This window comes from Eudoraea algarum (assembly GCF_050589645.1).
Classification (GTDB): Bacteria; Bacteroidota; Bacteroidia; order Flavobacteriales; family Flavobacteriaceae; genus JBNGOQ01.
Genome location: NZ_JBNGOQ010000005.1, coordinates 171,654 through 193,306 on the forward strand (window position 1 = coordinate 171,654; position 21,653 = coordinate 193,306).

Annotated in this window: 14 protein-coding genes; 3 read left to right on the plus strand and 11 right to left on the minus strand. The window is 45.8% G+C overall.

Annotated elements, in window-relative coordinates:
• Positions 1-44: 44 nt before the first annotated feature.
• Positions 45-272 carry a DUF6095 family protein gene (locus ACRD67_RS19100; protein WP_430968873.1) on the minus strand — a complete coding sequence of 76 codons (228 nt, stop codon included), beginning with the start codon at positions 270-272 and terminating at the stop codon, positions 45-47.
• Positions 273-441: 169 nt separating this feature from the next.
• Here ACRD67_RS19100 and ACRD67_RS19105 point away from each other — a divergent pair, with 169 nt between their 5' ends.
• Positions 442-1,782: a GntP family permease gene (locus ACRD67_RS19105; protein WP_430968875.1), complete on the plus strand. Its 1,341-nt coding sequence runs from the start codon at positions 442-444 to the stop codon at positions 1,780-1,782.
• Positions 1,783-1,790: 8 nt separating this feature from the next.
• Here the strand turns inward: ACRD67_RS19105 and ACRD67_RS19110 are convergent, their stop codons facing one another.
• The 7 genes from ACRD67_RS19110 to ACRD67_RS19140 form a co-directional block, all read right to left on the minus strand.
• Positions 1,791-2,648 carry a DUF4249 family protein gene (locus ACRD67_RS19110; protein ID WP_430968877.1) on the minus strand — a complete coding sequence of 286 codons (858 nt, stop codon included), beginning with the start codon at positions 2,646-2,648 and terminating at the stop codon, positions 1,791-1,793.
• Between the two features lie 4 nt (positions 2,649-2,652).
• Positions 2,653-5,052, minus strand: a complete 2,400-nt coding sequence (locus tag ACRD67_RS19115) for a TonB-dependent receptor (protein WP_430968879.1) — start codon at positions 5,050-5,052, stop codon at positions 2,653-2,655.
• 233 nt (positions 5,053-5,285) lie between these two features.
• Positions 5,286-7,505, minus strand: coding sequence for an NADP-dependent isocitrate dehydrogenase (locus tag ACRD67_RS19120; RefSeq protein ID WP_430968881.1), 2,220 nt, complete (start codon positions 7,503-7,505; stop codon positions 5,286-5,288).
• A 775-nt stretch (positions 7,506-8,280) separates the two neighbouring features.
• Complete coding sequence (locus ACRD67_RS19125; RefSeq protein ID WP_430968883.1) at positions 8,281-9,609, minus strand: carboxypeptidase-like regulatory domain-containing protein; 1,329 nt, start codon at positions 9,607-9,609, stop codon at positions 8,281-8,283.
• Between the two features lie 229 nt (positions 9,610-9,838).
• On the minus strand, positions 9,839-10,573 hold the full coding sequence (gene rluF / locus ACRD67_RS19130; protein ID WP_430968885.1) for a 23S rRNA pseudouridine(2604) synthase RluF: 735 nt from the start codon (positions 10,571-10,573) through the stop codon (positions 9,839-9,841).
• Between the two features lie 154 nt (positions 10,574-10,727).
• The gene (locus tag ACRD67_RS19135; protein WP_430968887.1) at positions 10,728-10,982 is read right to left on the minus strand and encodes a hypothetical protein; all 255 of its coding nucleotides are present in this window, start codon (positions 10,980-10,982) and stop codon (positions 10,728-10,730) included.
• A gap of 46 nt (positions 10,983-11,028) precedes the next feature.
• Positions 11,029-13,485: a M14 family zinc carboxypeptidase gene (locus ACRD67_RS19140; RefSeq protein ID WP_430968888.1), complete on the minus strand. Its 2,457-nt coding sequence runs from the start codon at positions 13,483-13,485 to the stop codon at positions 11,029-11,031.
• 207 nt (positions 13,486-13,692) lie between these two features.
• Here ACRD67_RS19140 and bshC point away from each other — a divergent pair, with 207 nt between their 5' ends.
• Positions 13,693-15,294, plus strand: coding sequence for a bacillithiol biosynthesis cysteine-adding enzyme BshC (gene bshC / locus ACRD67_RS19145; protein WP_430968890.1), 1,602 nt, complete (start codon positions 13,693-13,695; stop codon positions 15,292-15,294).
• Between the two features lie 53 nt (positions 15,295-15,347).
• Entirely contained in the window at positions 15,348-16,718 is a 1,371-nt protein-coding gene (locus tag ACRD67_RS19150; protein WP_430968892.1) for a pyridoxal phosphate-dependent decarboxylase family protein, read from the plus strand.
• A 14-nt stretch (positions 16,719-16,732) separates the two neighbouring features.
• Here ACRD67_RS19150 and ACRD67_RS19155 read toward each other — a convergent pair whose 3' ends face one another.
• From ACRD67_RS19155 to ACRD67_RS19165, 3 genes are all read right to left on the minus strand, one after another.
• Positions 16,733-17,278 carry a pyridoxamine 5'-phosphate oxidase family protein gene (locus ACRD67_RS19155; RefSeq protein ID WP_430968894.1) on the minus strand — a complete coding sequence of 182 codons (546 nt, stop codon included), beginning with the start codon at positions 17,276-17,278 and terminating at the stop codon, positions 16,733-16,735.
• A gap of 271 nt (positions 17,279-17,549) precedes the next feature.
• The gene (locus tag ACRD67_RS19160) at positions 17,550-19,508 is read right to left on the minus strand and encodes a thiol-activated cytolysin family protein (protein WP_430968895.1); all 1,959 of its coding nucleotides are present in this window, start codon (positions 19,506-19,508) and stop codon (positions 17,550-17,552) included.
• A gap of 221 nt (positions 19,509-19,729) precedes the next feature.
• Complete coding sequence (locus tag ACRD67_RS19165) at positions 19,730-21,583, minus strand: tetratricopeptide repeat protein (RefSeq protein ID WP_430968896.1); 1,854 nt, start codon at positions 21,581-21,583, stop codon at positions 19,730-19,732.
• Positions 21,584-21,653: the final 70 nt, after the last annotated feature.

Below are 21,653 nucleotides of genomic sequence, written 5' to 3' on the forward strand. Positions count from 1 at the left end.
GCGGGCGATTTTGGTCTATACTTGGGAAGCGGATCTGGAGCGCCTTATTTTTTAGTTCCAAAAATGGCGTCCAAAAGTGTTTTGATGCTATAAAACCCGAGGGACACGGCTCCAATAGCCAAAATAATTCCCACGATCAGCACAGGGATGTACCAGGGGTGGTCCGGGTTCTTAAAGGCCTGATAGATTACAACAGGTGCCGTGAACATCAGGGCGGTAGTATAGGCAATATATTTAATGCCCTTCAATAACAGCGCTTTGTTTGTCTTCATTGCAATAGAAATCTTATTCACATATGCCAAAAATAGGAATAATGGTATATATTTAGGGAATTCCTACAGGGATAAACAGAAATAGGATTGATAGGGGACACGACGGAAACGCCACTAGCGAGCACTAGGGTACGGATCAATACGTAATAACACCAACCAGATTGACTATATGAACATTTTCTTGGTTTTAATTCTAGTAGTACTGTTGATCATAGTGGCTACTGTAAAATTTAAGGTGCATCCTGTTTTTTCCTTAGTCGTGGCGGCATTGGTAGCTGGTGTACTACTGGGTCTGGAACCCAATACGGTAACCAAGACCATAACCGATGGTTTTGGGAAAACCCTCTCGAGCATCGGCTTGATCATAGCTTTTGGAACGGTCATCGGAATCTTTTTGGAAAGGACAGGGAGTACCCGGATAATTGCGGATGTCATCCTAAGGGCAATTGGGATAAAGCGAGCACCCTTGGGCATGAACGCGACAGGCTTTGTAATATCCATACCCGTATTTTGCGATTCGGGTTTTATCATCTTGTCCTCCTTGAACAAAGCGCTGGCAAAAAAAACAGGATTATCCCTAATTTTCTTGGCCGTCTCGCTTGCCACGGGATTATATGCTGCCCACGTTTTTGTACCACCAACCCCTGGACCGCTTGCAGCTGCAGCTGTTTTGGAAGCTGATTTGGCCTTGGTAATGTTATGGGGACTTGCCGTTGCCATTCCGGTGTCCTTGGTAGGGTATTTATGGGCCCGGTTCATAGGTGCCCGGACCAAAAAGAAGGATGGCGAACAGGAGACAGCTCCAGTCAAGACAGAAGAGGTTGGGGTACCCGAGATTGAGGTGGGCGCCGTATCCGCTTTTTTGCCCTTGGCCATGCCGATACTCCTCATTGCCCTAAAATCAATCGTTAACTACCCCACTTATCCCCTGGGGAAAGGCTTGATTTTTGGGCTATTGGATTTTTTGGGAAACCCCACCATCGCCTTGCTTATCGGGGTAATTCTAGCCTTTAATATCAGTTGGAAAGTATCCCTGAAAGAAAAGTATGAATGGGTGGTCACGGCCCTAAAGGATGCGGGCATCATTATTTTGATCACTGGGGCCGGCGGAGCCTTTGGGAACGTGTTACGGGTCATGGATATTGCAAGTTTCATAGACCTTGATTCCGGTATGCTGCAGGGAGGCATTTTAATTTCCTTTGCCATAGCAGCCCTACTTAAAACGGCACAGGGGTCCTCTACGGTGGCCATCGTTACCACGGCGGCCATTATGGCGCCGCTACTGTCCTCCCTTGGACTGGATAGTAGTATGGGAAGGGTAAGCACGGTCCTGGCCGTTGGTGCCGGTGCCATGACGGTATCCCATATCAATGATAGTTATTTCTGGGTGGTATCCCAATTTTCCGGTATGAACGTGAAAACGGCACTCAAAAGCTTTACCATGGCCACATTTTTTCAGGGGATTACAGGGCTTCTAATTATTCTGGCCCTCCAGACCTTTTTTGGCTAGGGCAAAAGCTATTCTATAACAAGGGATTGTTTAAATTCCTGGACCACGGCAAAGTACCCCAGGGCAAAATTGTTGGGATTCCCCACATTATCAAAGACATCCACATTGTCAAGGTCGGTAACATTAAAAATATTTCCCCGTACCGTAGCGGCGGGAGTGGCAAAAGGCCCCATATCAACACCACCCTGCTCGATCAATTTGTCCATATAGTTGAAGAACAACTGATCGGCCCCCAGGATACTAATATTGACTTCCTGGCCTACACGCAGGTTTTTGTCATAGAAGTACGAAAACTGAAATTCCTGTCCTTGGAAAAACTCGTCTTCGGTGACAAGAAATTCCCCAAAACCAAAATCAAAAACGTAAAAATCCTCTCGGTCGGCGTCATCGGTAAAGGTGATTTCCACTTCGGTGTCCTCATCATCAAAAAGTGTTTCGGTTCCCTGCACCAGATTATCTATGGGCACGGTGGGTACATAACGTGTTGTAGCCAGGTAGGACTGACCATCATGACGTATCTGCAACAAGAGTTCTCCTTCCAGCAAAAAATCAACCGAACTTACGACTTCGTAAATGCCGGAGCCGGGCACGGTTTCCACGGGAAAGCGTATGTTTTGATTGTTGGCTGTAGGGAGGTCTAAATTGATCAACGAGATCTGTTCCAGTTGTGCCGGAGAAATGGGTTCAAAGAAAGAGTTGGTCAAAGTGGCCTTGAATACCAGATTCATGGTAGGTTCACTTTCGTCTACCCGAATAAGGGCGTCAACGGACAAACGGGGCGCTTCGGTGGGGACCTCCACATCAATAACATCTTCACAGGCCAGAAGCATGGATGTTAAAATAAGCAGTGCGATTATTCTTTTCATGACCTTAAAATTTAAAATTATAGGTAACGGCCGGTACGATCCCAAAAATAGAGGTACGGATGGCCTCGTTCACCCCGGTATCCTGATTTTGTCTAAAACTGATCGAGGCGGCGTTCCTTCTATTGTATACATTATATACGCTAAAAACCCATTCGGACTGCCATTTTCTGCCTTTGTTCTTTTTTGGTACCAGGGTAGCAGAAATATCTATTCTGTGGTAATCGGGCAAACGTTCCACATTCCGCTGCCCAAAAAAGGGCACGGTAAGGCCTTGAAATTCGAACTGCCCTACCGGAAAATTGGTCGGTTGCCCTGTCTGGAAGATGAAGTTGGAGTCAAAACTCCATTTTTTGTTCAATTCATAACTGGCATAGATCGAAATGTCATGCGTTTTGTCATAGGGCGTATGGTACCATTCGCCTAGGTTGATCCCTGTTTCCATATCAGATCTACCGGTGTCCTCGAACGGAGGCCTTCCCGGGGTACGTTGTTCCGATTTGGACAAGGTATAGGCCAGCCACCCTCGAAGCCTTCCCTCATTTTTGCGCAGCAGAAGCTCCAAGCCATATGCCCTGGCCTCTCCATTGAGTATTACCTGTTCAATGGCATCATTGGCGATGAGGTTGGCACCGTCTATATAATCGATGCGGTTTTGGATGTCCTTATAGAAAACCTCAGTTTCCAGGGCATATGTGCCCTGTTTTATGTTCTTAAAGAACCCCAGGGCGTACTGATCGAGCAATTGGGGTTCTACAAAGGGACCGCTTGGGGTCCACACATCGAGCGGGGTGGGGGAACTGGTATTGGAGAGCAAATGCAGGTATTGCGCCAAGCGGGTGTAACTTGCTTTTATGGACGCATTTTGCCCAAAACTATAGGCCAGGGTCACCCGGGGTTCCAGATTGGTAAAGTTGGCCAGGTTGGAACCTCTTCCCGGATTTATGGTATCAATGGGTTCTGCCTCGGTGTAGATCAGTTGAAAGGGATCAAAAAGAACAGGATTGTCATTTTCATAAACAAAGAACTCGTCCTGTCCCAAACGTACAAAATGACTTAATCGCAAACCGTACCCTAGGCTGAGCCGTTCTGTAATATCGTGTTGCACATCCACGTATATGGCAGTTTCATTGGCAAATTTTTTCGTTAACTGATCTTCCACGATGCCGGAATCCTCGCTGCTGGGCACAATTTTTCCAGGGTTGAAATCGTAGTAAATATTGTTAAGACCGTAATTGATCTGTAGTTTATCATTGATGTAGTGCTTTAGATCGTATTTGGCGTTCAGGTTAAGGATGCCCGAATCCCATTCAAAGCCTACAAAGTCCAATTCCAAGCCATAGGAATAGTCCGAATAAATCAGCGAAAGATTGGAGAACAGTTTGTCCGAGAAAAGATGGTTCCATCTGAAATTTAGCACGGCATTACCATAGGTGTTCACAAAGCTATCGTTGATACTAAAGAGATCGCGACCAAAATATCCCGACAGATAAATGTTGTTTCGTTCGTTTATCTTGTAATTGAGTTTGGTGTTCAGATCAAAGAAATACGCTCGGTTGTCCACATCGAACAGGGGTAAGAACAAGTGGGCGTAAGAGGCCCTTCCTCCAATCAGGAAAGCCGACTTGTCCTTGACTATGGGACCTTCTGCCAGCAGCCTGCTGGCCACAGCACCTATGCCGCCGTTGAACTTAAGTTCCTTGCTATTGCCTTCTTTTTGAAAAATTTCCAACACTGAAGAAACCCTACCGCCATATCTGGCGGGTATGCCTCCTTTGAACAACTTTACATCCTTTATAGCATCGGGATTGAACACGGAAAAGAAACCAAAAAGATGGGAAGAGTTAAAAATTGTGGCCTCATCCAGCAGAATAAGATTCTGATCGGCCGCCCCACCGCGGACGTTAAAACCTGAAGCGCCTTCGCCTGCACTGGTGACCCCCGGAAGCAATAAAAGGGATTTTATAACATCGGCCTCGCCCAAAACCACGGGAATTTTTTTTATGGTCGGTGTGGCCAAGGTCACTACGCTCATTTGTGGGGTCTTAATGTTTACCTTCTCCACATCTTCCGTAAGGACTACTTCCTCCAACAGTTCGGCCTCTTCTACCATGCCGAAATTGATTCGCTGGTCTTGGTTAAGGGAAACTTTTAAGCTTTGATCCTGAAAACCGATATAGCTCACCTGAACGGTGTACTCGCCCTTAGGCAGGGTAAGCGAATAAAACCCGTATTCGTTAGTGGTTACCCCTGTGCGAAGTTCTGGGACCAGTATGCTAACACCAATCAAAGTCTCATTGCTAGCGGCTTCCGTAATAGTGCCGCTCAAAGTATAACGTTGCTGGGAAAAGAGGTTTAACGAAAAAAAAAGAAAAGCTAGCAGTACTAAATCATATGGTCCGCGCATTCAAGCAATTTTTTCTAAAAATAGAGAGAAAGCACGAGGTTTCAAAAGGGCCATTTGTTTATTTGTTTCCCACCTAACCAGATAAGGGCGCATTTTTGTTGCCATGTTCCAATAAAAAAATAGCGTGCTCAAGGCCAAAGGACATGGACCCAAAAATACCCACCATATTTCAAAAAAAAACAGCAGTTCAACCGTTGGTGTTGAGCTGCTGTATTCCTTACGATCTGTGCGCGCTACAGTGTTTCGAGAATGGCATTGAGCGTTTCACTGGGACGCATGGCGCTGGATCTCATTGCCGCATCGGGTTTATAATAGCCCCCGATATCCTGAGCCTTCCCTTGGGCACTGATCAGCTCTGCAACAATTTTGGATTCCTTTTCCGTCATTTCTTGGGCTATTCTGCTAAAGGTAGCTTTCAATTCCGGTTCCTTGTCCTGTGCAGCCAGGGCCTGGGCCCAGTAAAGGGCCAGATAGAAATGACTTCCACGGGTATCCAGTTCCATGACCTTTCTAGAAGGCGATTTGTCGTTATCCAAGAATTTTTCCGTAGCATCGTCCAAGGCATTGGCCAGGACCAGAGCCTTGCTGTTATTGTTCTTTTCACCGTAGAACTCCAAGGAAACCCCCAAAGCCATGAATTCGCCCAAGGAATCCCATCGAAGGTGTCCCTCTTCCAAAAATTGTTCCACGTGTTTGGGCGCAGAGCCGCCGGCACCGGTTTCAAAAAGGCCACCGCCGTTCATCAAAGGGACAATGGATAACATTTTGGCGCTGGTACCCACTTCCAGTATAGGAAAGAGGTCGGTTAGATAATCCCTGAGCACATTGCCCGATACCGAAATGGTATCCTTACCTTCTTTGATTCTCTTAAGCGTAAAATTGGTCGCTTCCAAGGGTGAAAGAATTCTGATATCCAAACCCGAGGTATCGTGTTGTGGGAGGTAAGTGTTTACCTTTTTAATCAATTCCGCATCATGCGCCCTGTTGCTATCCAGCCAAAACACCGCTGGCGTATTTGAGGCCCTTGCCCTGGAAACGGCCAGTTTTACCCAATCCTGTATGGGGGCATCCTTCACCTGGCACATTCTCCAAATATCCCCGGTTTCCACAGAATGATCCATAAGCGACTGGCCCGAAGCCACATCGATAACCTTTACGGTTCCCTTGGCCGCTATTTCAAAGGTCTTGTCATGTGACCCATATTCCTCTGCCTTCTGTGCCATAAGGCCTACGTTGGGCACGGTGCCCATGGTCCTGGGATCAAATGCGCCCTGTTCCTTACAGAAGTTTATGGTGGCTTCGTAGATGCCTGCATAGCTGCTATCCGGAATTACTGCCTTGGTATCCTGGGCCTTTCCATCCGCATTCCACATTTGTCCCGAATTTCTGATCATGGCGGGCATGGAGGCATCAATAATGATATCACTGGGCACGTGTAAATTGGTGATGCCCTTGTCCGAATTTACCATGGCAAGGTCCGGTCCGTTTGTGATTGCGAGTGCAATATCCTCTTCTATTTCCGTCCTTTTCCCCTGGGGGAGATCCTGTATTTTGTTCAGTAAATTTTCAAGACCGTCGTTGGCACTCACCCCGATGGCCTGGAAGGTGGCATGGTGTTTTTCGAATACCTCCGAGAAAAAGGTTTCCATGGCGTGTCCAAAAATAATGGGATCGGAGACCTTCATCATGGTAGCCTTCATGTGCAATGAAAACAATACTCCTTGTTCCCTGGCATCTGCTACTTGCTCTTTCAAAAAGGCCAACAAGGCCTTTTTGCTCATCACAGTGGCATCGATGATTTCCCCGGCCTGCAGCGCAATACTTTCCTTTAACACTTGTGTGCCGCCATCCTCTTTTGTCAATTCGATACGAATGGAGGTGGCATCGGTTGTGGTCATGGATGTTTCGTTGGACTTAAAATCCCCGTGATCCATGGTTGCAACATGGGTCTTGGAGTCTGAGCGCCAAGCGCCCATGGAATGGGGATTCTTCTTGGCGTAGTTTTTTATGGGTTTAGGTGCCCTTCGATCAGAATTTCCTTCCCGCAAAACCGGGTTTACGGCACTTCCTTTTATTTTGTCGTATCTGGACTTTATTTCCTTTTCGGTATCGTTGCCAGGTTCATCCGGATAATCGGGTAGGGCATAGCCTTTTTCCTGTAATTCTGAGATGGCTTCTTTGAGTTGGGGTATGGAAGCACTAATATTGGGCAACTTAATGATATTTGCTTCCGGTGCCTTGGCCAAGGTTCCCAAAGCAGCCAAATCGTCCGTAATTCGCTGGTCTTCTTGCAAAAAATCGGGAAAAACGGAGATAATCCTTCCTGCGAGTGAGATGTCCTTGGTTTCTATGGTAATCCCTGATGTTTTGGTAAAAGACCTAACAATGGGCAAAAAGGATTGTGTGGCCAACGCGGGAGCTTCGTCGGTCTGCGTATATACTATTTTTGGCATAGGGTTCTAAGAATTTATTAAAGCGGAGCAAATATACAATTTTATACCGGCCAAAGGGCGTGCTGGACGGGGAAACTTGGAAAGGAATTCGCTTTTGAAGGGGAGGGGGAAAAGGGAATTAAAAAACACCAAAAAGACAAAAGCCATATCATTGTACGAGTACATCGATATGGCTTTTTAAAAATAGTTCCCCAAACTTAGTGTCCTGCTTCCTATAGGATTGCTCCGCTATTCCACAAAACTGCAACCATTGATTGCGTCCGGTTCCCTATTTTAACGTTTAAAACATTTTTCATCCCTAATTGTTAAACCAAGTAACTACTCCGTGTTTCTTCTCGTTGTCCTCTGTTTTTTTTCTTTAGTACATACCGAAGTCCTGCACTATGTCCGAAAAACATAAACTTTCTCGCTTCCGGCCTAAGCCTTCCGTTCGTCCGTCCACCAGCTTTTTTTGTACTCATGTATTGCTACATTACTACTCCCAAAGCGGTCAAACAACAATATAAAGAACGTCAACTTTATACCGGCTCTGGAATTCCAGGTCATTGCTGACTTATCCCCCAGAACCTTAAATCAAATGTATTCCATTTTTTGAAAATTCCAAATTTTATAATGGATTTAAAATCAACATAATATAAACTATAGTTATAAACAATTGTTCATAAATGCAGTTCCATTTCTGTTTGCCCTTTTTCTGAGGTTCGCTATGGAAAATAAAAAAATCGGCAGCCCTAAATAACCACCGATTTCTCCTTATTCGTCTTGTCTCCATACCCTAGGGGGTCGAAGCGCCTCCCCGGTTGGCCCGTCTTAACTGGCGCTGGATCTTTTTAATGGCCGACTCAATGGATTTTTCGGGCTCAATGATATTGTATTCGCCCCAAAAATCGGGATCGGAAAAGCCTAGGGCCTCGTCGCTCAAAATGATGGACGACTTAATACGATCACGGGATCTGGGCAGCTCGTCCTTTAGGTTTTTCTTCCAATCGGTAACGGCCATCTCCGCGGCCATACTGTACACCGAATTGAACAACTTATCATCCCAATTCACCTTAAACTGAAGCAGGACATTGCTATAGCTGTAATACCATCTGCCGTCCTTTTCCCTGTAGTCTACCCGATAGGCCACCTCCGTCGGATATACCGTAGCGTTCCTGGGCTTTCGCCTTACGAACATTCTACTGGCCCTTTCCCTGTCGGTAATGTTCAAGGAATAAATGGCGCTGGTGAGTGTCTTGTTTTGGGAATCAATGAAAAGCTTTCCCATATATAAGGGGCTTTTAATGTCATCTCTTTGCCTAAAGTTGACCACGTAAATGAGTCTGTCGTTTATTCGAGTGGACCGGTCAAAGCTAAAATTGTACTGTTTAATGGTCTCCGGTGTAAAGATGTATTCGGGATATTTCATGATGTCCACGAACAGGGCATTGAACGGACCTCCCTGCAATTTTAAGGCTACGGTATCCAACTTGCTGTAATCCGTACTTTTTCTGGCCTTGTACAGTTTTACCGCATCTTTACGATCCGAAGTGTAGGGCGTCTTATAAATATTGACCACGGCTTCGGAAAGAGAAACATTTTTTCTCCGCTTCTTAATGGTCTCCCTATAGAAGGCCGTCATCAGTGTCGGGTCATTAAAATAGTTCTCCCCCTTTTTGGCCAGGGTTTCCCTTACCAAAACGCCCGCATCCTTGGGGATGGCCACATCAACCTCGCTGAGCTCGGTAATGGATACCTCTAAGGCAATACGGTTTTTGTCCTCGCTTAGCTGGGACAAGGGCAAGGTTATGGTCTTATAACCCAAAAAGGAAATGCTAACACTGCCTTCGGAAATATCCTTGGGTACTTTTAGCTGAAACCCACCTTCCGTATTGGTAACGGTTGTAATATTGGTGCCCGCAATGGCCAAGGAGGCAAAGACTAGCGGTTTTTTCGTAACAGCGTCGATGACCTTGCCCTTGTATACATTAAAATCAGAAATTTGTTGAGAGGTATCCTGAAAAGGAGCAGCTGCTTGCAGCTTTCCCATAAAACCTATGACTAGCGATAAGGTCACTAGTGCGGTAAATGTTTTTTTTACAGATGGTATGAAATTCTGTCCCATGGTTTATCTATTTATTTTGAACCCCATCGTGAGGGGGGCTAATTCCACATTCTAAGGTAGTGATTTTTAAGATACTATGTATACTGTTTCTATCTAAGATCTCTTCCGTTTTTGGAAAGACCTATTAGGAATATCGTAAAAAAGGGACAGGCCTTACAACATGGGATGGATTAATCCGATATTCCCGAAATTGTGCGTTCGGCACCTGGGCGCCTTGTAGGCAACTTTTTTAGTCTTCGTGCGTCTTGGAGGAAGCCGATACCAATCGGTGGATCTCCTTTAGTTCAGCTTCTGTAAGGTATCGCCACTGACCTAACGGAATATCCAATCTTACATTCATGATCCGTACCCGTTTTAATTTAGTGACCCGGTACCCCAGGTGCTCACACATTCTTCTAATTTGCCGATTGAGGCCTTGGGTCAATACAATTTTAAAGCGATACCGGTCTAATTGTTCCACATCGCATTTACGGGTCACGGTATCCAGAATGGGCACACCGTTGCCCATCTTATGAATGAAGGTAGTGGTAAGGGGTTTGTTAACGGAAACAAGGTATTCCTTTTCGTGATGGTTCCGGGCACGTAGGATCTTGTTCACGATATCCCCGTCATTTGTCAAGAAGATAAGGCCCTCACTGGGTTTGTCCAATCGGCCAATCGGAAAGATGCGTTTTGGATAGTTGATATAATCTATAATATTGTCCTTTTCTACCTTGGTATCGGTAGTGCAAACAATGCCCACGGGTTTGTTAAAGGCAATATAGACCTGGGTATTCCCGGGTTCCGAAATCAACTTACCGTCTACGCGTACTTCATCCCCTGCCACAATTTTGGTGCCCATTTCGGGTACCTTGCCATTCAGGGTCACACGGCCTTCATCAATGAGTTTATCTGCAGCCCTACGTGAGCAGTACCCCACCTCGCTGAGATATTTGTTGATCCGTACCGATTGTTGTTCCTTCATTTTAATGCTAGCACCGTAAAAATGCAAAGATAGTCAGTGCCCTTGCAATTATTGGGGGGCTACTTGTTTTATATTTGGATTTGTCAGGGCATCTACAAGAATAGCATCGCTGTACTTTCTCGGATTCCCAATGGCCAAACAAGGTCCTTCTTCTTTATGATACGTCCTCCCTGGATTTAATTTCTGCAGTAATCTTTTTCAGATTCACATAGTTGGCAATTACCAAAAAAGTAAAGACCAAAGGCAACAACATTAAGGTGTTGACCTCTTTGGTTTCAACATAGTTATAAATCTGGGCCCCGTACATGATCAATACGGCCCCTGCCAAAAGACCGATAGCCATCTTTAGGGACTTTTCCTTTTTTTTGAGTTCCCCCAGGGAAAGACTGGATAATTTGCTCGGTTTCATTGTATGGGAAATGTTTTGTTCTAGTTACATAGGGAGTGAACAAATTTTAGTCCACCATAAAGATTGCATTGGCGAAAAAGAGCTTGCCGTTTTCCCAAAAACCTCGAAACAGCGGATTGTCTACCATATAGACGACCTGTCCTTGTCCGTGCTGCTCTACGCCAAAAATCAGGCTCTCTCCAATTTGTTTCTGGGCTTTGCTTCCCGCAAAGCCCGATATGGGTACGGTATCATTTTCTATATAGGCCACGGTACCTCCATCCAAATATTCAAAGGCGTCATTTCCCAATTTTAAGGTGAAATAGGTGTTGGGATAACCATAGGCCAGGGGGTGCGTATTGTCTACTTTGGCCTTAAAGACCGCACCGGTAATGGCACTTTTAATGCGTTCCCGCTGCCCTTCATCATAGGGATATATGGCGGTCTCAGTGCTGTCTTTTCCCATTTCCCTCAGTGTTATTCCAAAGCCATCTTCACCATCGATACCTTTTATGGCACCGCCCATAGCAATGAGTTTGCCGCCATTTGCTACCCATTTCTTAAGTTCTGCCAGTTTGTCCTTATCAAAAAAGTTTCCGTACCAGCCACCAGGGAGAATAAGGATTTGGTAGTTGGAAAAATCTACCTGATTCATATAATCACTGTCCACCACCGTAAGTGGGTAGTGCAGCTGTTTTTCAAAAAAGTGCCATATTTCCCCAAAACGATAGGTGGAGGTAGGATTCCCAGCGAGCACGGCTACTTTTATCTTGGGTACCATTTCCACATAGGAAGAACCAAAATCCTTGCCCTGCTCCACAAATCCGGTCGTGGTGGCCGTCAAGGATTTGGAATGTCGCTCCGCACACGCTCCCAGGTCGGCCAGGAAGTTGGCGTTCCCCTTGTTATCGGCCTTAGTGATGATCAAGCTGCCGCGCTCATAACTTCTCCCGTCCAGGGTAAACGGCTTTTGTGCATAGCGGACCCGGATACCCCTTTGAAGCAGGTCTGCCAAAAACCGAGCATCGTTCATGCTGCTCCAATCCGTGAGAAAGGCATAGGCATCCGCCTCGCCCGTATCACCTGACGTATGCACCTTCCAGGGGGTCATTGGATTGGATGGGAGCCTCGTTTCAGAGGCAACGGCCTCCAAGCCGTAGGCATAGGGCAGGGACCAAGCCGTAATATCATAGGTAAGGGAATCGCTAAGTTTGGCGTCGGGTTCAAACAATACCTTAACCAAGGTGCCCTTGGTCTGATCCGTGGAGACCACCATGCTTTGGTCCGAAACCCGCATGCTTCCATTTCTCCCAGTGGCATAATTGAAGCCCTTTATGGTACCGTTGTTGGCCGTGCCGTATTGTATTTCATGCTGGTCCAGCAATTCGGAAAGGGCTTTTAACCTATCGGCATCGCCCTTAAGGACATAACTCTTGTACTTGTAGTTCTTGCTGGTATGAAACTTGAGAAATTCTTCGTTTAATTTTGCTGCGTTCTTTGCAGCAATTTCCACGGTGGACAGTCCTGTGGTAAGGTGGTGAGCAATACGATCTTTAAGGGTCAACGTATCCCCGATACGGGTAATGACCCCCAGTCCGGCCCTTCCGCCTCCCCCTTGTTCATAAGTCATCCCAATGGCCCCGTTATAGGTAGGGTAGGTATCCCCATAGCTGGGATAGAACAGGTCAAAGACTTCCTTGGTAAAATAAAACCAGCCCTGGGCATCAAAGTATTTGGCGTGATTTTTTCCTATGGTCACCTGAAAATCCCGTTGAAAGTCGGTTATGACCTCATGGTAAGGTTCCGCTGCGGGAGCAAAGAAATAGGGGTTGTTGATTCCTTGTTCATGAAAATCGGCATGAACGTGCGGTAACCACTGGTTGTATTTTTTTAATCGATGTCTACTTTCCACTTGGGTCAGCCAGGCCCAATCGCGGTTAAGGTCGAACATATAATGGTTAGATCGCCCGTTCCACCAACCCTCATGATGCTCTTTGCTATTGGGGTCCGTATTAAAGGGAGTGTTCTTATATTGGTTGTACCAGTTGGCATAACGATCCCTTCCATCGGGATTGATACAGGGATCAATAATGACCACAGTATTGTCCAGATAGGCACTCTTTTCCGTCAAAAGTGCATAAATGGTCTGCATGGAGGCCTCCATGCTCACACTTTCATTCCCGTGCACATTGTAGCTAAGCCATACAATGGCTTTGTCCGCACCACTTTGCCCTTGCGTACTTTTAAGATGGGCTTCACGTATGTTTTCCAAATTTTGCATGTTCGCGGCAGCACTGACATAGGCCAAAAGCAAAGGACGCCTTTCATTGGTTTTGCCGTATTCCACCAACTGTACCCTATTGGATGCAGTTTCTGCCAGGTACTGGTAATAATCCACCACCTCGTGATGACGGGTAAATTGGGTACCCAGTTCATAACCCAAAAATTCGGAGGGACTTTTAAGCTCCTGGGCGATGGAAATGGTAAAAAACAAAAGGGTGCATGCGAGTAAGGAGTACTTCATAAAGGTTTGTTTCGTTTGTAATGCCCCAAAGCTAACAATAATTGATGAAATCTGCCGCTTGGAACCTTAGAATCCGACGGCAAGCCGTGGTAGTACGGTGGTTTTGTTTTCTCCCTTGATCGGTTTTCTTGGGAAAAACTTCTTAACGTATTTTTAGGAACTGGAAGCGGATAGAATTCTATATTTACGCATATTTTTGGTTTTTATATGGATATAGACGGCATTCCCTTTAAGCAGACCGGTTATTTTTCAAAATTGATATGTGATTATCTGGAAGAAAAAGAGGACCTACGCGGTTTTTATCACCGATTTCCAACCCTCAAAAACTTTAAGGCACAGATTGAAGAAAAGCAGGCCCACTATCCAGAAAAACATCGAATCTTACTGAGCCAAACCCTGCAGGAGCAATACCAAGGGATAAGCAAGTCCAAAGGTACGGAGCAGAACATCCAACGCTTAGGGAACGCCAACAGTTTTACCGTAGTTACGGGGCATCAGTTGAACCTGTTTACCGGACCATTGTATTTTTTATACAAGATTATCTCCACCATTAACCTTACCCGGGAATTAAAAAAGGCGTATCCGGAGTACGATTTTGTCCCAGTTTATTGGATGGCTACAGAGGATCACGATTTTGAGGAAATCAATTTTTTTAATTTCAAAGGGAAGAAATTGCAGTGGACCAAGGAAGCTTCAGGTGCGGTGGGGCATTTGCCGACGGACGGACTGGACCTCCTCTACGAGGCATTTTCCCAAGAATTGGGGGCCGGCAAGCATGCCGATGATTTAAAGCAACTGTTCTCCGACGCCTATTTAAAGCACGACCGACTTACCGATGCCACACGTTACCTGGCCAATGTACTTTTTGGTGCGTACGGATTGGTTATCATCGATGGGGACGATGCTGGTCTAAAAAAACTCATGGTTCCTTATATCAAGAAGGATCTATTGGAAAATACGGCTTTTAAAGCGGTTACCCAAACCATGGACCGGCTGGAGGCCTTGCCCGAAAATTACACCATTCAGGTCAACCCCAGGGAGATCAATTATTTCTATTTAAACCAAGGTCTTCGGGAACGCATTGTGGAGCAGGAGGGCAAATTTCAAGTAAACAGCACGTCCATTGAGTTTAGCCGTGAAGAACTGCTGGCCGAATTGGAAGCACACCCCGAACGTTTTTCGCCCAATGTGGTGAGTAGACCTTTGTACCAAGAGGTAATCCTTCCCAATCTATGCTATATAGGTGGTGGGGGAGAACTGGCCTATTGGTTGGAGCTCAAAACATCCTTCGAAGCCATGGAGGTGCCATTTCCTGTATTGCTACTTCGGAATTCGGCCTTGGTAATAACCGAAAAACAGCGGAAAAAAATAGAAAAATTGGAGCTACAGGTCGCCGATCTTTTTTTGAAGCAAAGCAGCTTTATCAATAAAAGGATCCGGGAGATTTCCAATATCAATATCGATTTTACGCCAGAGCGAAAACATTTAAAGGAGCAGTTCCAGGCCTTGTTTCAATTGGCAGATCAAACAGATAAATCCTTTTACGGTGCAGTAAAGGCCCAAGAGGTTAAACAACTAAAGGGGTTGGACCGCTTGGAAAAAAGGCTCCTGCAGGCACAAAAAAGGAAACTCAAAGATCAGGTGGTGCGTATGACGGAGATGCAGAACGCCCTTTTTCCCAATCAATCCCTTCAAGAACGGAACCTAAATTTTTCCGAGCTGTACCTCGAAATGGGCGAAGAACTTATACCGTACTTGCTAAAGACCTTGGCTCCTTTACAAATGGATTTTTTGATTTTAAAATATTGATCCCTTTTGTGCTCCGTTTCCATTTTCGGAAGTATTTTTGCTAAAAATCCCAAATGCACAATATAGATATTGAAGTGGTGGAAATGACCCTGGATGTCATGAAATATGTCATTGGCCGAATCACCACCACTTCGCCCGAACTGGGAAAACCAAAAACATCGGAAGAACTGAAGAAATTGGTAGGGGATACCATTACCCCGGACGGAATAGGAGGCGAAAAAGCCTTTCACCTGTTCAAGGACGTATTGGCCAAAGCTACGGTTCCCATTGATCATCCAAGACATTTGGCCTTTGTGCCCGCAGCACCCACGCGGTCCGCGATCATGTTCGACCTGGTTACCTCGGCCTCGAGTATCCATGGGGCTTACTGGATGGAGGGAGCCGGGGGTATCTTTTGTGAGAATGAGGCCATGTCCTGGCTGGTTTCCATAACAGGCATGCCCCAAGGCGCTTTTGGCGTATTTACCAGTGGCGGTACGGCTGCCAATTTATCCGCCATGGTTACTGCCCGTGAATATTGGCGAAGGGAGGATAGGAACAAGGGGGAAAAGGGGATTATTGTTACCTCTGCCGCCGCCCACTCGTCCATTAAGGCCATGGCCAAAGTAATCGACGTAGATGTGGTGCTTGTGGAAACCGAGGACCTCATGACGGCCGATCACCTTCAAAAGACCATATTGACTTTGGCTCCTGAAAAACGTAAAAGGCTATTTGCCGTGGTGGCAACTGGCGGTACCACCAACGCGGGCATTGTAGATGACCTGGAAGGCATCGCAAGGGTTTGTAAAGAGGAAAACCTATGGTTCCATGTGGACGCCGCCTATGGGGGAGGCGCCCTGGTCGCAGATTCCGTACGACATATCTTTAATGGTATTGAACAGGCCGACAGTATTACCATTGACCCACATAAATGGATGTTCTCGCCCTATGACTGCGGTGCCATAATCTACAGGAATCCAGACTTGGCCAAGGAGGCCCATTCCCAAAAGGGATCGTACTTGGATATTTTTAAGGACGAAGGGGCCCATGGTTTTAATCCGGCGGAATATCAAATACAATTGACCCGCAGGGTAAGGGGATTGCCTTTGTGGTTTTCATTGGCGGCTCATGGTACCGATCAATATAAAGAGGCGGTGGAGTGTGGAATAGCCTTGGCCAACTTGGCAGGTTCGCTGATCACGTCACATCCGGATTTGGAATTGGTGCGTCCACCCAGCTTGTCCTGTGTACTGTTCAGGAGAAAGGGATGGTCACCCATGGATTATACGAATTGGACCTATAAAAATCACAAGGAGGGAATAGCCCTGGTTACCCCCACCAAATGGAAGAGGAAAGATGCCTTTGAAACCGTGGCCAGATTCTGCTTTATCAATCCCGATACCACCGAAGACGATATCCGGGTGATTCTTAAGACCATGGAATAAAAGAAAGACGCTTTTTAGGGTACCAGGAATTCGCCGACCCAAAGATCGTGTTGTTTTGAGAAGCGCACGCGAAGATGGGAAGGATGCTCCAGTTTCAAATATTCTATTTTAAAGGGATGTACCGTGATCATTCCAAAGTAATCCCGATCCTCCAGGTATTCTATGGCTTCAGGACCTTCGATTTCGCTTCCAGGTGCTGCGACAGTGGTATATCCTTTTTTTGATGAGGCCTCCATACGGTCCCATATCCTTTTTTTGGAGGCATCATCCAGATTAAGTGAGGCAATACCCTCTATTTTAAGCTGTAATAATTTCTCGGGATGATAAAAAAGTAAGCTCACTTTGTTATTTTCCTTGATATGGGTGACTTTTTTTGATCGCTTATCGGTATAAAAGGTCAATACAAGGTTCTCGGTAATCTTTCGAAGTACTACGGTACGTAGTCGGGCCAAACGATCAAGACCCACGGTTCCCAGGGTAAAATAACGAAAAGGGTGCCCTTTTTTTGTGGCCCCATGTTCTAGTTCTTCCCTTACTTCATCAAAATATTCCTTGATCATGACAAGACTGGTCTTTCCCAATAAAGATAAAAAAAATTAAAATGGGGTAGGGTATTTTGTGTTTGGGTTGTTACCTATACAAAGATTGCTATGAAAATAGGACTTGAGTTTGCATTTTGAGTGCCATCAGAATGAAGACACTATTTTAAAGCAAGATTTTTGAAAAAGAAAGTTTAGTGTCATAAATTCATGTGTTTAGGTTGGTTTTTTGATTATGAAAAGCCCTGACTGCTAGGTCAGGGCTTTCCTTTTTTAAACTAACTCACACACTTCAATTAATAACCCACGGGCCATTAAATCTATCATTTTCCGTTGCTTCTGAAAACCACTCCTGGATTTGGTTTCCGTCCCCGTTTACGAAGAGGAAACGCCCACTGCTTCCGCCCAGGGCAAAGTTGGTTGCCGCGCCCACCTTATCAAATTGGGTGCCCCCGTCATTGGTTTGGTTCTGGAACCACTTGTCCGATGCCACGGGATCGCTCCACGAACCTGCGCCACTACTATTGTAGATTTGATACCTATCGCCCGGTTTCGCAAAATAGGCCATGCTTGTGACGCCTACGATTACTGCTGCCTCAAAGCCGTCGGTTCCTATAATGAAGTTACCGCTATCCCCAAAAATTTGGTTTACCAATTGGACACCGCCGGGAGTACCAATGGGTCCGGAAGGCAGTGTGTTTTGGGTATAATTGGTAAAGCGGACTATTTGCAGTTTAAACCCGTCACCACTGATGACATACAGTCTATCTGCCAGATTATCGGCAAACTTCACGACTGCCCCCACGTTTTCCAATTCCAGGGCGCCCAAAGGAGCTGTGGCGTCCGAGATGCTAAAGATCCGCCGATCTCCATCGCTTAAAATACCCGGGGTATTTCCGTTGAACCAGGCATATTTGTCGCCCGCCTTGTTGAAGATTAGCACATCGCTGCCCCTTAATCGGCCCATGGCACCTATACCATCTTCAAATAGATCCACAAGGTCCTTGTAGATACCGGGTGGCAGAATACCCTTGAGCTCACACTCCACCACATCGTATTCCGTGGCCAGTTTGGCACCGACAATCCGTGAAGGTCGCTCCACGCTGTTGACCACATAGGATAGCGGAAGACCGGTACGGATGTCACTGGTCTTGCCAATGTTGGACAGAAAGGTTCCTATGCTGTTGTTATCGGTAAAATTGCCCACGGCGTCCAAGGTCTCCGCGGCATCCCCTCCATAGGCAATTACTTGCAGGCTCAGATTTTTTAGGCTGCTAAAGGTGTTGAATTCCACCGAGCCCTCCGCACTGGCCCCAATGGTCTTATAGCCCGCGTTTAACTTGGTCTTCATTTCAGTGGCCGAAGAAGTGGATTCAAAGAGCATATAGAAGGTCCTTCCATAGGTGACCGAAGAAATGAAAGCGGCCGGATTATCTGGCTGAATGTAGGTCTTGAGCTGGTCCGGGGTTACACTTTCGTCAAAAAAACCATCGGGACTGGTAGGTACGTCAAAATCCATGGTATAAAATTGTTGCGTTAATTTTACAAGGACGGTATTTACCTCACGACTCGTGTTCACCGAAAAGTTACCCGAAATCTTAGCGGCGAAAGTCTTAAACTTGACGCCTAACTTTAGTGCCAGTTCCTCTTTGGACTGTACTTCCTTAACGCTAAGGGAAAAGTTGGCAGGTACACTGTAATCCCCATCTGTGATAGATCCAAAAATAATATTGTTCTGGGCATCGCGAATGGAACTCGTTTTGACCTCGTCCACCGAAAAGCTGGATTGTAAATTACCATCAATGATATTATAGGAGATAGTACCGCCTGCGCGTTTTAGCGGTATGGCTTCGGGCGTGGCATCATCCAAGGTTTTCCCCTGAAGCATATTGCCTGGATAGATGATACCCGAATTGGGATTGAACAAAGGAAATTTTCCGTTACCATCAGTAACGCTTACCCTTCTTTTGGTGCAGACAAAACGTTCCTGTATGGTTTCACCTTCTTCTTCACGCTCGTAATCTTCGTTCGCTGGTGGGTCCTCACTTTGTACTTCCACGGTTTCGCTCTGTGGAAAGTCTTCAAAATCCCCGCCCAGGGCTATAACCTCGGCAAAAGTGGTCGCCTCTGTGGGGTCCGGGCCGGGATCTGGTCCTTCGCCTCCTGCCTCATCTTTGCTGCAGGACATAATACTTAGGATAATCAGGGGCAGCATACCCCATTTTCTGAAAAACGTGCTTTGTGTTTTCATGCTATTCTAGTTTTGTAGTTCATCTACGTTTTGTGTGACCTGCACCCGGATGGTCTGCAGCCCAGGCCGGCGCAAGACACTACAAAACGGTTATTGTCAAACTAATGACAGCACAAACATAGAAGCTGATGGATGGACATAAAAATTTGGAGGGGGTACAAAGGGGGTACACCTTTTAAGGTCAATAGGCATGGGGTTTTCTAAGGATTGTCAGCTAAGGGTTAAATCGATAAAACGGCATTTTCAAGCGAATCTTCCGGGCTAAGGGCCATTTTTTTTCGAAGCCGTTGCCTCGCTTTTTTGATACCATCCGTAGAGATGTTGAGGATGGCGGCAATCTCTTTGGAGGACATGTTCATTTTCATCAAGGCCATGAAGCGGAGCTCGTTTTTGGTCACTTCCGGGTATTTGGATTTTACGTTGGATGCAAAGTCTTTGTGCACCTGTTCAAAATATTGGGTAAAGTTTTCCCAGTTCCTATCGTCCTGTTGATCAAAATTGATGGTCTGTATCAGTTGTTGGTACCCTGATTGCTTCTCCACCAATTTTAACTCTTTGGCCTTCTGTTTTACACTTTCCAATACTTCGTTCTTTTTGGCTAGGTGCAATGCGTGCGTGGTGAGTTCCTTCTTTTTAAAAGCGAGTTCGGCGTCTACTTTTTCACGCTCCAGTTTGTTTCGCTTCATTTTTTGGCGCAAGGCGTAAAACCCCAACAATGACAGGATCAGCGCAGCTCCCATCAAAATACGTTGTAGGTCGCTTATTTCGGCCTTTTGCTCCAGAAGGTCTATTTCATTCTTTTGTAGGACGATCTGCTGTTCTTTTTTTTCCGTTTCATAGATGGTAATCAACTCCTCCGTGGCGCGGGTACGTTCCGTACTGTAAATAGTATCGCTAAGGGTCTTGCCCAAGCGTAGGCTGTGAAGTGCTTCCTTATAATTTGTCAACTTTTCCTTGGCTAGTGAACGTAGCAAATAGGCGTCCTTAAGCGTTCGTTTGGAATTTATTGAATCACCAATTGCAATACAGCGGTCAAAATAGTTGATCGAGATGGTGTATTCCTTGTTGGCAAAATGGGCCTTACCTATATAGAGAAGAACATCTGCTTCGTTATAGGATGAGGAGACGGATTTCCATAAATCGGCACCTTGCCGGTAGAAGTCGATCGCCTCGGGAAAGTTTCCTTTATGATATTCCAAGTCCCCTAAATTAACGAGTGTTCTGGCGATATTGGCTTTATAGTCCAATTTTTTGGATAGTTCCAGGGCCTCTTTAAAATTTTCACCGGCAGCTTCAAGGGCATTATTATGGATATTGGATACACCTAGGTAATTTAGGACCTGTGCGCTGAACTTATCGTACGCAATTTCCTCATACAAGGCATGGCTCTGCTCAAAAACCGTTATGGCTTTCCCATGCTCTTTGAGGTCTTGGTAAATGACCCCTATCTGCAGCAAATCTTCAGCTCTCCTAAAAGTATCATCAACCAGTTCGTGTATCCGTAGGGCATTATAGGTTTCTTCCAAGGCGATATTGAAAAACCCCCTTAAGAGGGCAATTTTACCTTTCATAAGGTAGGCATTGGCCAAATGCACCGAATCCCCGTACTTGATAAACACAGGAATATTAATGTCCATGATATCTGAAGCTTCTTCCTGTCTACCGTCATTTAAGGCTAGAATACCTAGGTTATGCCTAATTACCGCAGCTCGTAACGAATCCTTGATCTCTAAGGAGGTGTTTACCGATTTCCTGAGATAGAATCGTGCGGAGTCATAGCTGCTTTGCGAGTAAAAGTAATTGGCTTTTTTTGCAAAGACGTTGGCAAGACCCCTCAAGTTTTTGGCTCTGGTATAATAAAAGGAAGCCTTTTCAATATACTCGCTGGCTTTAGTGGGATCATTGAACAGCGTTAAATCTGTCAAGGTCAGATAGTTTTCTGCCTTAAGGGTATCGGTTTCCGTTGTCCCTATGATTTGGAGCACACTATCAATCTTTTTTTGATTTTGGCCAATGATGGATTCAACGTTGCCCAGGAGTAGGGTGGTAAGGAGAAAAAGGGCAGGGCGTTTCATGGCAGTTCGGTTAGTTCTATTAAAATTGGGAATTTTAAGAGGGGATGTTTGAGAGGTCATCAGCTAGGGA